Origin of the sequence: Parendozoicomonas haliclonae (assembly GCF_900174585.1) — a bacterium.
Classification (GTDB): domain Bacteria; phylum Pseudomonadota; class Gammaproteobacteria; order Pseudomonadales; family Endozoicomonadaceae; genus Sansalvadorimonas; species Sansalvadorimonas haliclonae.
Window position 1 is genome coordinate 28,640 of sequence record NZ_FWPT01000004.1, and the last position, 12,482, is coordinate 41,121.

Annotated in this window: 11 protein-coding genes; all 11 read left to right on the forward strand. The window is 53.0% G+C overall.

Translation table 11 applies throughout. The features are described from left to right. Positions 1–219: 219 nt before the first annotated feature. The 11 genes from dksA (at position 220) to EHSB41UT_RS09345 (ending at position 12,471) form a co-directional block, all read left to right on the forward strand. Positions 220–663, forward strand: a complete 444-nt coding sequence (gene dksA, locus EHSB41UT_RS09295; RefSeq protein WP_087109084.1) for an RNA polymerase-binding protein DksA — start codon at positions 220–222, stop codon at positions 661–663. Positions 664–708: 45 nt separating this feature from the next. Then, positions 709–1,605, forward strand: a complete 897-nt coding sequence (gene gluQRS, locus EHSB41UT_RS09300; protein WP_087109086.1) for a tRNA glutamyl-Q(34) synthetase GluQRS — start codon at positions 709–711, stop codon at positions 1,603–1,605. Positions 1,606–1,715: 110 nt separating this feature from the next. Continuing rightward, complete coding sequence (locus tag EHSB41UT_RS09305; protein WP_207626608.1) at positions 1,716–3,287, forward strand: YjjI family glycine radical enzyme; 1,572 nt, start codon at positions 1,716–1,718, stop codon at positions 3,285–3,287. Then, positions 3,284–4,111 carry a YjjW family glycine radical enzyme activase gene (locus EHSB41UT_RS09310; protein ID WP_087109088.1) on the forward strand — a complete coding sequence of 276 codons (828 nt, stop codon included), beginning with the start codon at positions 3,284–3,286 and terminating at the stop codon, positions 4,109–4,111. Before EHSB41UT_RS09305 ends, EHSB41UT_RS09310 begins: the two co-directional genes overlap by 4 nt. Positions 4,112–4,209: 98 nt before the next feature. Further along, the gene (locus tag EHSB41UT_RS09315; protein ID WP_087109090.1) at positions 4,210–4,419 is read left to right on the forward strand and encodes a hypothetical protein; all 210 of its coding nucleotides are present in this window, start codon (positions 4,210–4,212) and stop codon (positions 4,417–4,419) included. Next, on the forward strand, positions 4,409–7,363 hold the full coding sequence (locus EHSB41UT_RS09320) for an ATP-binding protein (protein ID WP_087109092.1): 2,955 nt from the start codon (positions 4,409–4,411) through the stop codon (positions 7,361–7,363). The genes EHSB41UT_RS09315 and EHSB41UT_RS09320 overlap by 11 nt, the downstream gene beginning before the upstream one ends. 30 nt (positions 7,364–7,393) lie before the next feature. Continuing rightward, on the forward strand, positions 7,394–8,782 hold the full coding sequence (locus tag EHSB41UT_RS09325) for a sigma-54-dependent transcriptional regulator (protein WP_087109094.1): 1,389 nt from the start codon (positions 7,394–7,396) through the stop codon (positions 8,780–8,782). A gap of 83 nt (positions 8,783–8,865) precedes the next feature. Beyond that, on the forward strand, positions 8,866–9,609 hold the full coding sequence (locus EHSB41UT_RS09330) for a hypothetical protein (protein WP_087109096.1): 744 nt from the start codon (positions 8,866–8,868) through the stop codon (positions 9,607–9,609). Positions 9,610–9,763: 154 nt separating this feature from the next. Continuing rightward, positions 9,764–11,194, forward strand: coding sequence for a polynucleotide adenylyltransferase PcnB (pcnB, locus tag EHSB41UT_RS09335; protein ID WP_087109098.1), 1,431 nt, complete (start codon positions 9,764–9,766; stop codon positions 11,192–11,194). Between the two features lie 6 nt (positions 11,195–11,200). After that, positions 11,201–11,743, forward strand: coding sequence for a 2-amino-4-hydroxy-6-hydroxymethyldihydropteridine diphosphokinase (gene folK / locus EHSB41UT_RS09340; protein ID WP_087109100.1), 543 nt, complete (start codon positions 11,201–11,203; stop codon positions 11,741–11,743). Between the two features lie 29 nt (positions 11,744–11,772). Continuing rightward, on the forward strand, positions 11,773–12,471 hold the full coding sequence (locus EHSB41UT_RS09345) for a deoxynucleoside kinase (protein ID WP_087109102.1): 699 nt from the start codon (positions 11,773–11,775) through the stop codon (positions 12,469–12,471). Positions 12,472–12,482 lie beyond the last annotated feature (11 nt).

The window sequence follows — 12,482 nt, forward strand, 5'->3', positions numbered from 1 at the left end:
TTGTCACCCTAGCTAGATTCATATAGATGTAGCGGTTTCAGCACCCGTAAAATTTCAGGTAGCATCCTTGATCGGGTTCTGGTAGCTTCTCCGCTCCTTGGCAAGTTGTAATTCGGAACGTACGGATTTTATACGTTCCACGGCCAATCCCGGGGCTCGGCTGAGTCTGAGCATGAGTATCCCGCAGGACGATGACTTGGATAATACGGGGCTGTGAGCATGTCAGCACAAAACACGCCAGAGAGTGGCAACCTCCTGAAATCCTTCCAACCCTACAAGGAGAAGAAGGGCGAGGAGTACATGAACGATCGTCAGATCGAGCACTTTATCCAGATTCTTCTGAACTGGAAAAAAGAGCTGATGGAAGAAGTTGATCGCACCGTTGGTCATATGAAAGACGAAGCGGCTAACTTCCCGGATCCTGCCGACCGTGCAAGCCAGGAAGAAGAATTCAGCCTGGAACTGCGCACCCGCGACCGCGAGCGCAAACTGATCAAGAAGATTGAACAGACCCTGAACCGCCTCGACGAAGGTGACTACGGTTACTGTGACAGCTGTGGCGTTGAAATTGGCATCCGTCGTCTGGAAGCCCGTCCAACCGCAACACTGTGCATCGACTGCAAGACTCTTGCAGAGATCAAGGAAAAGCAGCTGGGTCACTAATCCGACCTGGTCACAATTCCAACACATTGGGTAATTTGTACGGCCTTGCAAGTCTGCTCACCTTATACAGGTCGATTTGCCCCATCTCCGACCGGTCCTCTGCACTTCGGTTCCCTGATTGCCGCTCTGGCCAGTTATCTGGACGCCAGAGTCGCATCAGGGAGATGGCTGGTACGCATTGAAGATCTCGACCCTCCCCGCGAACAACCTGGTGCATCAGATCTTATTCTGAAGGCGCTTGATGCCTATGGTCTCCACTGGGATGGCGATATCCTTTATCAGCATGATCGCCTCGAAGCCTATCAGGATGTTCTTTCTGATCTGTTGAAAAACGGGCAGGCTTATCCGTGTACCTGTACCCGTAAAGAGCTGGCCGCGTATCTGCCGAGCTATCCCGGTTTTTGCCGGAGCAACACCGATACCTCGAAAGAGCATGCGATTCGCTTTAATGCGCGGGATCATAAAATTGTGTTTGATGACCGCATTCAGGGTCATCAGTCTTTCGATATGAAAGAACTGGGTGACTTTGTCGTATTCCGCAAGGATGGCCTGTTTGCCTATCAGCTGGCCGTGACCGTGGATGATGAGTTCCAGGGTATTACCGATATTGTCCGCGGTATCGACATCATGGATTCCACTCCGCGTCAGATCACTCTGCAGCAGGCGCTGGGCTATCACACTCCACGCTATGCCCATTTGCCAGTCATCACGAATGAGTTGGGTGACAAGCTTAGTAAGCAAAACAAGGCGGAAGCCCTCCCTCTGGATAACCCGGAGCCCACTCTGCTATTAGCCATGAGTGCCTTGGGCCTTCCCGTTGATGATCACGTTCGCTCATCCAGCCTGAACGATATGCTGAGCTGGGCTGAACAGCACTGGTCACTGCCTCCACTCCAGAACATCACAGCCATACCAGAATCTTCCCTGCTACAGAAGCGATGACTTCTACGCATACTCCGCCCCACCTTCGCCCCATAAAATAATCCTGTCTTCTACAGAGCCAATAACATGGTTGGCCTGTGGTCTGGTGTTTCAGATTTCGGAGTGAATGCGTGAGTCATCAGCAAGCCGGCGATATCCAGTCGCCACTGCGCAACATTGTTAACGACCCTAAGCTCAGTTTTATCCAGAAGGCACGCTACCTGTCTCTGCAGGCCGACAGCATGCTGGAATATCCAGAACTGCCAGCTCAGGTCAAAGCCGCTCTTGAGTCCCGTCTGATCTGCGATATGTTTGAAGGTCATGCGCCGTTCAAACCTCGCTATGTTCTTCCTGATTACCAGACAGCCCTGAAGAATGGTTCCGAGTACCTGGAGCTGCCAGCACCTCAAGACCTTGATGAAGCCATCAACTTCCTGCTGATTCTTTTCAACCACGTACCGTCCGTAACCGGTATGCCGGTCTTTATCGGTCGTATTGATCAGCTGCTGGAACCCTTTGCTGACGAAAGCATCAGCGATGAACAGCTCCATAAAAAGATTCGCCTGATGTGGCAGATGATCGACCGCACTCTGCCGGATGCTTTCCTGCACACCAACATCGGCCCGGAAGATTCCCGTGTTGCCCGTGCTGTGCTGGCTGTCGATCGCGAACTCAAGCAGGTCGCTCCCAACCTGACCCTGCGTTACGACCCGGCCATCACTCCCGATTCCCTGCTGCTGCAGGCCATCGAAAACATCACTATCTGCAATAAGCCGCACATCGCCAATGACGCCATGAACGTTGCGGATTACAAGGCACTGGGTGACTTCCGTGATTACGGTGTCGTCAGCTGCTACAACACCCTGCCTATGGCGGGTGGCGCGCACTCCCTGGTGCGTGTGGATCTTAAGAAGGCGGCCGAAGCCAGTGACGGAACCGTTGAAGGCTTCCTGAACAAGACTCTGCCGGAAGTGTGCGAGTGGACGTATCAGATTCTGCAGGCGCGCATTAATTATCTGGTAAACGAATCCAACTTCTACCAGTCCAGCTTCCTGGTGCATGAAGGCCTGATTGATCCTAAGCGTTTCACGGCCATGTTCGGTATGTTCGGTATGGCTGAGGCTGTTAACCACCTGCTGAATCTGGACACAGCTGAAGGCTACGGTCATAGCAAGGAAGCCCAGGCTCTCTCCCTGCGCATCAGTGAAAAGTTGGCAGAGATTGTCGAATCAACACCACTGGAACATTGCTGGCATAACCGTGCCATGCTGCACGCTCAGAGCGGTATCAATATGGATGTTGAGACCTCTCCTGGCTGTCGCATCCCTTACGGCCATGAGCCATCAAACCTTGAGCACATTCTGGCTGTTCTCCCGCATCACAAGCTTTATGTGGCGGGCATCAGTGATATCTTCCCGGTGGATGAGACCGTCAAAAATAACCCTCAGGCGCTGATGGCTATCTGCAAGGGCAGCCTGCAGCAAGGTCTGCGCATTTTCACCTGCGATATGGCCAACAACGAACTGATCCGTGTGACCGGCTATATGGTTCGTCGTTCCGACATCCAGAAGCATAAGGAAGAAGGTTCACGTCTGGACACCAGTGTTCTCGGTGCCGGTGCGGCAGAGAACTGCGGCATCCTGAACCGCAATGCCCGCACCATCAGTAACGAGAATATCGTCTGGGGTTCCGACCTGTCGTGAAAGGACTGGTAAGTCGCATTATTCCTTTCTCCTGCGTTGACGGGCCGGGCAACCGGTTCGTCATCTTTCTGCAGGGCTGCAACTTCGACTGCAAAAACTGCCATAACCCCCAAACCATTGGCCGCTGTGATGCCTGTGGTGACTGTGTCCCCGACTGTCCATCAGGCGCACTCACCCTCTCTGCGACCAGCAACACAATATTGTGGGACGAATCTGTGTGCCAAAGCTGTGATCGATGTATTGATCACTGTCCTTCCAGCGCCAGCCCAATGGCACAGGACATGAGCATTGATGATTTGCTTCAGCAAATGACTACTGCAGCCCCTTTTCTAACCGGCGTGACTGTCAGCGGCGGTGAATCCACCATGCAGCTGAAATTTGTACGTCAGCTGTTTGCTGCTATTAAGGCACACCCTCAACTCAGTCATCTGACTTGTCTGATTGATAGCAATGGCTATCTCTCAACCAATAGTTGGCGTGCCATGCTGGATGAGTTCGACGGAGCCATGATTGATCTGAAAGCCATGAACAATGAATTACATCAGTGGCTGACAGGTAAAGGAAACCAAAGGGTTCTGGATACCATCCGCTTCCTCGACCAGCACAACAAGCTGACGGAACTTCGTTTTCTTGCCATCCCGGAGATTACCGATACCCCGGAGGAGCTGTCTGCTATTCAGTCCTTTATTAAGGAACTGCGTTCCGACTTCACTCTGAAGGTTAATGCCTTCAGTAATAAAGCTGTGAAAGGGGAAGCCAGACAATGGAGCAATCTGCCGACTGAGCGCGCTCAAGACATCAAAGAACTCCTCATCTCCAGCTAATAATCCAACAGCTCAGCAATAAATTGCGCCAAACACCTACATAAGAGTAATATGCCGAGAGCCTGTTATTACCGCCTTGCATGTCGTGGAGACTGTGAATGTACCTTCACCGACTGGTACTTCTACTGGTTATCGGTATTTATCTTTTTTCTCCCGCTATTCTCGAGTGGTGGATCGAATCGCCTGAAGGCTGGTACCGCCCCTGGTTACTCTGGCTGTTGTTAATTATTGCCGGTTATCTGCTGCAACCGGGAGAGTCATCTTCCGAACAGGGTGATGGTCAGGGAGACAAGCCGTATGACGCTTGAGTTAAGCGAACTGGCCACCTATGGCATTGCTTATCTATCCCTGTTGTTTGGTGCAGCCTGGCTAACAGATCAGGGCTGGATTCCCCGTAAGATTACTTCACACCCGCTTGTCTACACCTTGGCTCTCGGTGTGTATGCCAGTGCCTGGGCGTTTTATGGCGCGGTGGGCATGGCGCACCAGTATGGCTTTGTCTTTCTCGCGTACTATTTAGGAATCTGCGGAGCCTTTCTTCTCGCTCCGGTTCTCCTCAGCCCCATACTCCGCATAACCCGGGATTATCAGCTGGGTTCACTGGCTGACTTGTTTGCGTTTCGTTTCCGCAGTTCAGCCGCCGGTGCATTAACAACCTTTATGATGTTGCTGGCCATGCTGCCGCTGGTTGCGATGCAGATACAGGCCGTTGCCGACTCCATTCATATCCTTGCCCGTGAAGGTTCTCCCGAACAGTTGGCCTTTGGCTTCTGCATCATTATTACCCTCTTCACCATGGCCTTTGGTACCCGTCGTATATCCAGCCGGGAAAAACACCATGGTCTCGTCTTTGCTATTGCGATTGAATCGGTGGTGAAGGTTGTCGCCCTTCTGGTGCTGGGTGGCGTGATTCTGTTCCAGATTTTTGGCGGCCCGCAGGAACTGCAGGAGTGGCTGCTGCAAAACCGGGAAGCTCTCAGCTCCCTGCGAATGTCTCTGGATGACGGTCCGTGGCGCACCATGCTGCTGATCTTCTTTGCAGCAGCGATTGTGATGCCGGACATGTTCCACATGACTTTTACCGAGAACCAGAACACCCGCAGCCTGAACAGTGCCAGCTGGGGTCTTCCTCTTTATCTGTTGCTGATGAGTCTGCCGGTGCCGCTGATTCTTTGGGGCGGCCTGATGCTCCCGGCGGCGACAACACCGGAATACTACGCACTGGGCATTGGTCTTGAGCTGCAAAGCCCGTTGCTGACTTTACTGGTTTATATCGGTGCCATGTCCGCATCGAGCGGCGTGATTATCGTCACCACCCTTGCACTGTCCGCCATGGTAGTGAACCACCTGATCCTTCCTGTTTATCAGCCACCTTCCAGTATTAATATTTACCGCTGGCTGAGCTGGACCAAACGCGCACTGATCGCCACCATGATCCTTGCAGCTTATGGCTTCTACCGTATGCTGGAAGCCGAACTCGATCTGGCAACTATAGCTGTAGTGTCGTTTGTTGCCTGCCTGCAATTCTTGCCCGGAGTGCTTTCAACCATTTACTGGACGCACGCCAACCGTCGCGGCTTTTTATCTGGTCTGATCGCCGGCTCTCTGGTCTGGTTTATCACCATGCTGATTCCGCTGGTTCTGGTAGATGATGTCTTCACTATCTTTGGCTGGACCTTTGAGCTGCAGGAAACCAACTGGCACGGCTCAGCCCTGATCTCACTATCGGTCAACATTCTGGTTCTGGTGGTCGTCAGTCTGCTTTCGGAAAGCTCACCGGAAGAGAAGAATGCCGCCAACTCCTGTTCGATACAGATGCTTGGCCGGCCTTCCCGTCGCTCCCTGCTGGCTTCATCTCCACGGGAGTTTCAGGAGCGCTTGTCCCGCCCTCTTGGTGCCTACACCGCACAGCGGGAGGTTTTTCAGGCTCTGAAAGATCTCAATATGCCGCTGGATGAGAAACGACCTTACGCCTTGCGTCGTCTCCGGGATCGCATTGAAGCCAACCTTTCAGGCCTGATGGGACCGAGTGTTTCCCGGGATATCATCAACCGCTACCTGCCCTATGGCCATGACAATGCCGGTGTGGCTGACATCAATTATGTAGAAAGTCAGGTTGAGGAATATCAGTACCGACTTACCGGTCTGGCGGCCGAACTGGATACCCTGCGTCGCTACCATCGCCAGACCCTGCAGAACCTGCCAATGGCTATCTGCTCGCTGGGCGTCGATGGAGAAATCATGATGTGGAACAACGCGATGACTGATGTTACCGGCATTGCCAGTTCCGCAACCGTTGGCTCGCGACTGAGCAGTCTTCCAGAACCCTGGCGCGATCTGCTGGTTGGCTTTGTCAGCGAGAAAGGTGAACCCCGGGATCGTCGTCAGATCATTATTGATGGTCAGCCGCGCACGCTGAATATTCATAAAGCACACCTTGGTTCTGCCGGAGGTACGGTTCTGATGATTGAAGATCAGACAGACTCCTTCCTGCTCGAACAAAAGCTGATCCACAGTGAACGTCTGGCGTCTATTGGTCAGCTGGCGGCAGGTGTCGCCCACGAGATTGGTAATCCGGTGACCGGTGTTGACTGTCTGGCACAGGAGCTGCGTAGCTTTGCCCAAGACGACGATACCAAAGAGATTGCCGAGCAGATTCTTGAGCAGACCAAACGCATAGCCAAGATCCTGCACTCTCTGATCAACTTTGCCCATAAGGGGCAGAGTAGTGATGAGTTGTCAGTAGAATCTGTAAGCCTGTCCCGCTGCACCAGTGAAGCGTCCAGCCTGCTGGAGCTGAATAAACAGAACCGCGGCATTCGCTTTATCAATAACTGCGGCCCGGATGATTTTATTATTGGTGACGGTCAGAAGATCACCCAGATCCTGATCAACCTGTTAAGCAATGCCCGGGATGCGTCGCCGGATAATTCAATTATTACCATCAACACATCAGCCTCCGAACACACCATTACTCTGGACGTCACCGACCAGGGCTGTGGTATTTCGGAAGACAACCAGAAACGTCTGTTCGAGCCTTTCTTTACCACTAAAGAAGCCGGTAAAGGAACCGGGCTGGGCATGGCTCTGGTGTACAGCATCGTCGAAGAACATTTCGGTACCATTGTCGTTCACTCTCCGGTGAACAAAGAGAAAGGCACGGGTACCAGAATCAGCGTCAGCCTGCCGCGTCATTTGGCAGAACTTGATACTGAAGTGAAAACACCTCAAGATGCCATCGAGCTTGTATAAGGTGGCGCACAAGATGAACGGGGGAAATAAATGAGTCTCGGTAAGATTCTGGTAGTGGAAGATGAGCCGGTAATCCGCTCTTCTCTGCGCAGGCTACTGTCCCGCAACGACTATGACGTTACAGAAGCTGAGTCTGTAGCGGACGCCTGTCAGCACGAACTGGAATCCTTTGATCTCATCATCTCCGACCTGCGCCTGCCGGGCGAACCGGGTACGGTAATGATTGAACGAGCCAGCCACACCCCGGTTCTGATCATGACCAGTTACGCCAGCCTGCGCTCTGCTGTTGATTCCATGAAGATGGGCGCTGTCGATTATATCGCCAAACCTTTTGATCATGACGATATGCTGCGCGCGGTTGCGGAAACCATCAGCCGCAAAGAACAGATCGCCGCACAGCCAGAACCTCCTAAAGCGTCCGTCACCAATATCGAAACGGCCCAGCAAAAGAACGGTAACCCGGCCGGTATTATTGGCCAGTGTCAGCCTATGCAGACGCTGTTCAATCGCATCAATCGCGTTGCTCCTACCGAAGCCACTGTTCTTATCCTGGGTGAATCCGGAACCGGTAAAGAGCTGGTTGCCCGTGCGTTGCATGAAGCCAGCAAGCGTAAGGATAACGCCATTATCTCAGTGAACTGTGCCGCGATTCCTGAATCCCTGATTGAATCCGAACTGTTTGGACATGAGAAGGGCGCATTCACCGGTGCCACTACCACTCGCAATGGTCTGGTTGAAGCTGCCGACGGCGGAACGCTGTTCCTGGATGAAATTGGTGAGCTGCCACTGGAAGCTCAGGCACGTCTGCTCCGTGTTCTGCAGGAAGGTGAAATTCGTCGGGTGGGTTCTGTTGAATCCCGCAAGGTGAATGTTCGTCTGATTGCAGCAACCCACCGTAACCTTAAGAAGATGGCTCAGGAAGGTACCTTCCGGGAAGACCTTTACTACCGCCTCAATGTGGTTGAACTGAACCTTCCGCCGCTGCGTGACCGCGGTCAGGATATAACCCTGCTGGCAGAAGCTCTGCTGGAGAAGACCAGCGAACGGATGGGCATGAGCGATATGCTGCTTTCGCCTGAAGCGCTGGTTGCCATCAGCCGTCACGCTTGGCCGGGCAATGTGCGGGAACTGGAAAATGCGATTGAGCGCGCTGTTATACTGAGTGAAGACGATATGATCACGCCGGATCTTCTGGGTCTGGAGTCTGCGATCTCTTCCACCCGTCAGTCCCCCCAGAACCTGATCGAAGACAGCAGCACCGAAGAGCTGTCCATGGAAGATTACTTCCTGCGGTTTGTGCTGGAACATCAGGATCAAATGAACGAAACCCAGCTGGCCCGCAAGCTCGGTATCAGCCGGAAGTGTCTGTGGGAACGCAGAAAACGTCTTGGCATCCCACGCCGGGAAGCCACAGCCTAAACGTCTCAACCAAGCCATTCCCGGCGAACTCTTCTACATTGAATAAAAGATGAAATGTTGAAGAAACCTCCGGGGATGGAACCGTGCATCAGTTCAGGGATCGAGTTAAAGCTCTTACATACAGCCTTTCCGCACTCCTTATTCTTGCCCTGTCACCAGCAGTTCTTGCCGACAACCATGTAAATCAGCATGCAAGCCAGCCTCTGACGCTTTGTGAAAAGATGCGTATGGAGCGCCAGCACGAAATCAACCGCAACCCCGATATTGATCTGCTGGTTCCCCTGCGCCAGAGCAGCGATGCCAACTGTTTCAGCCCTGCAGAGAACCTTTATTTTGTCAGTCTGGTAGCCGCCGAAGCCAAGCTCGGTCCCAACTCACCCTGGTATCAGACCATGGGAGAAGAGAATCGCGGTAAGGCCAAGCTGGCCTGTGAAGTGATGGGCTATGCCGAATCTCCCCAGACCATGACCATGGATGAATGCATCGCCGCCCGTTACAACGAGATGATGCAGCCCTATAACGACGAATACCGCAACGAATCCACCGACTACATCAACAAGCGCAATGCGCTGGGTGAGGAGCTGGTTGAGCAGTGCGTCACAGCGTTCTATCAGAACCTGCCTAATCTGCCGAGGCAGATACAGTTCCCGCTGGCCTACTATGACCGTAAGCTGCACGCCTACCCGGACTGGTATCTGGAAGCCCGCCTGAATGACAACGACTGGCTGATGAATATGCAGAAAACCATGGCCAGTCAGGTGATTGGTGAAGCGCTGGATAAGCAGTGCCCCGGCGATATGATCTGGTGGCTTTACCTTTCTACGTAACCCTCTATTCGAGACAGATCTATCTTTTACCCTGTCTCCTCACAGAGCCTGTGATAATATGTGCCTTTTGCTTTCATACTTATGGGACAGATATTCTGTTCATGGCAGTATTTAGAGATCATGGCACACTATGACTGGCAGGCGTAAAGGACTCATGGGATTCCTGTCCAGGCTGTTTACCAACAAGCCAACATCAACACCTTCTATTGAACGCAGAGTCATTTCCCGGGACGAACATCCTGTATCCCGGAAGTTGATCAGCGAGAATGCGCTCAAGGTTCTTTACCGACTGACCAGTCAGGGGCATGATGCCTGGCTTGTGGGCGGCAGTATCCGTGATATTTTGCTGGGCATTCATCCCAAAGACTTTGATATCGCCACCAGTGCCTCTCCGGAAACGGTGCGCGGGCTGTTCCGTAACTCCCGTATTATTGGCCGCCGCTTCAAGCTGATTCACGTGACCTTTGGTCGCGATATCATTGAGGTTGCCACCTTCCGTGCCAACCACGAAGACACCAGCGCCAAGAAGCACAAAGATAAATCACGCCATTCCGACAGCGGTCGCATCCTGCGCGATAACGTTTATGGCACTATCGAAGATGATGCTGTTCGTCGTGACTTCACCATCAATGCTCTCTACTACAACCCGGAAGACTTTACCGTCCATGACTTCTGCGGTGGCATGGAAGATATTGATAACGGTCTGATCCGCCTGATTGGTGATCCGGTTCGCCGCTACCATGAAGATCCGGTGCGGATGATGCGAGCCGTGCGCTTTGCCGCCAAGCTCGACTTCGATATTGAAGAAAGCACAGCCACGCCTATCCGTGATCTGGGCTACCTGCTGAAGGATATTCCTTCTGCCCGTCTGTTTGATGAAAGCCTGAAGATGTTCCTGTCCGGCTACGGTCTGGCCGTATTCCACAAAATGCAGGACTACGACCTGTTTGCCCAGCTGTTCCCGGCCACGGACTCAGCTCTGCATAACGATCCTAAAGGATTGCTGCTGCTGGAACGGGCGCTGGAAAATACCGATGCCCGCATCGCCAAAGACAAGCCTGTCACACCAGCCTTCTTCTTTGCAGCTGCGCTCTGGTCCCCTATGAAGGCCATGCGTGATGATCTGATTGCTCAGGGCATGCCGCCGGTTCCGGCCATGAATCAGGCCGCCATGCAGGTGATTGCCAATCAGTGCACCCATACGGCTATTCCCAAGCGCTTTACCATTCCTATGCGGGAGATCTGGGATCTTCAACATCGTCTGGAGCGTCGTCAACCCAAGCGGATTGAAGAGCTGGCTGCACACCCTCGCTTCCGTGCGGCTTATGACTTCCTGCTGCTGCGTGAAGAGTCCGGTGAGAACCTGAACGGTGCCGGTCGTTGGTGGACCAAATATCAGGAAGCCAACCCGCATCTGCTGCCGGACAACCATGACAACCGCAGCCGTCGTCGCAGCCGGGAGCGCTTTGACGATAATCACCAGCAGGCTGATAATGAGCGGGGCGAAAAGCGTTCCGGCAACAGAGACAACCGTCGCAACCGCCGGCCGCGTCGTCGCAAGCCAACCCGTAACCAGCCAGATTAATTCTTGATGCCACAATCCGTCTCTGTCACGGCCTATATCAGCCTCGGCAGCAACCTTGAGCAACCTGTACAGCAGGTGCTCAGGGCTGTTGAGGAAATTGCTGCTATTCCCAACACCACATTGACTGGCGCCTCCCGCCTTTACCGAAGCGCACCGGTTGGCCCGGGTGATCAGGATGATTACATCAACGGTGTTGTGCAGGTCAGAACCACTCTGGAACCTCTGGCACTGCTTGATGCCTTTCAGGCCATCGAACTCCTGCATGGTCGTGAACGAATTGTCCGCTGGGGTGCTCGTACACTGGATCTTGATCTGCTGCTTTATGGCGATGAAAAGATTGAGAACGAACGCCTGATCGTCCCCCACAAAGAGATGCACTGGCGTAACTTTGTGCTCTATCCATTGGCCGATATTGCTCCGCAGATTACTCTGCCAACTGGACAAAGCCTGCAAAAGCTTTTACAAACAGTGGGAGACGAAGGGCTTTCTGCTTTTGCGGATATCAAGATTCCTGATGCTGTTCCCGAATCAATAAGTGAGCCTGCCTAAACAATTATTTATGGCAAAGGACAGTCAGCATGGAAGCGATCGAGATACCCGAACAAGAGTGGACTCCTTTTGCCCTGCCTGATGATTTTCCTGAATTTATTGCCGTAGAAGGCCCGGTCGGTGTTGGTAAAACCACACTGGCCCGCAGACTCGCTGCCACGTTCAACTACGACGTTCTGCTTGAAGAACCGCCCCGGGAAAACCCTTTTCTGGAACGGTTCTATCGTCACCCTCGTCAGGTTGCCCTGGCCACCCAGCTGCACTTTCTCTTTCAGCGTGCGACACAGCTGCAGACCATCCGCCAGAACGATATGTTCGAGCCGGTACGGGTTTCTGATTTCTGTATGGACAAGGATCGTTTGTTCGCGGAAATGTATCTCGATCCGCTGGAGCTGGAACTCTATCGTCGCGCCTGGGATATGCAGACCAAAGATCTCCCCAAACCAGAGCTGGTGATTTACCTGCAGGCGCCGGTTGATGTTCTCAAGGATCGGATCCGCGAGCGCGGCATAGAAGCCGAGCGGTTAATTGGTGATGGATACCTGAATCGGTTGAATGAGGCCTACGCCCAGTTCTTCCACTATTACGATGCATCTCCACTGCTGATTGTGAACGCCGCCGAAATCGATCTGGTGAGTAACGAGCAGGACTACCAGTTACTGGTCGAGGAAATTCTTAGCTGCCGTAAAGGCAGACACTACTTTAATCCGCAATCTTCCAGCTTATGACTAGGGGCTGT

Bases quoted from the DNA above. Each gene is read 5' to 3' on its own strand.
- pcnB (WP_087109098.1), top strand. From the start codon at position 9,764: ATGGGATTCCTGTCCAGGCTGTTTACCAACAAGCCAACATCAACACCT.
- EHSB41UT_RS09315 (WP_087109090.1), top strand. From the start codon at position 4,210: ATGTACCTTCACCGACTGGTACTTCTACTGGTTATCGGTATTTATCTT.
- folK (WP_087109100.1), top strand. From the start codon at position 11,201: ATGCCACAATCCGTCTCTGTCACGGCCTATATCAGCCTCGGCAGCAAC.
- EHSB41UT_RS09320 (WP_087109092.1), top strand. From the start codon at position 4,409: ATGACGCTTGAGTTAAGCGAACTGGCCACCTATGGCATTGCTTATCTA.
- EHSB41UT_RS09325 (WP_087109094.1), top strand. From the start codon at position 7,394: ATGAGTCTCGGTAAGATTCTGGTAGTGGAAGATGAGCCGGTAATCCGC.
- dksA (WP_087109084.1), top strand. From the start codon at position 220: ATGTCAGCACAAAACACGCCAGAGAGTGGCAACCTCCTGAAATCCTTC.
- EHSB41UT_RS09345 (WP_087109102.1), top strand. From the start codon at position 11,773: ATGGAAGCGATCGAGATACCCGAACAAGAGTGGACTCCTTTTGCCCTG.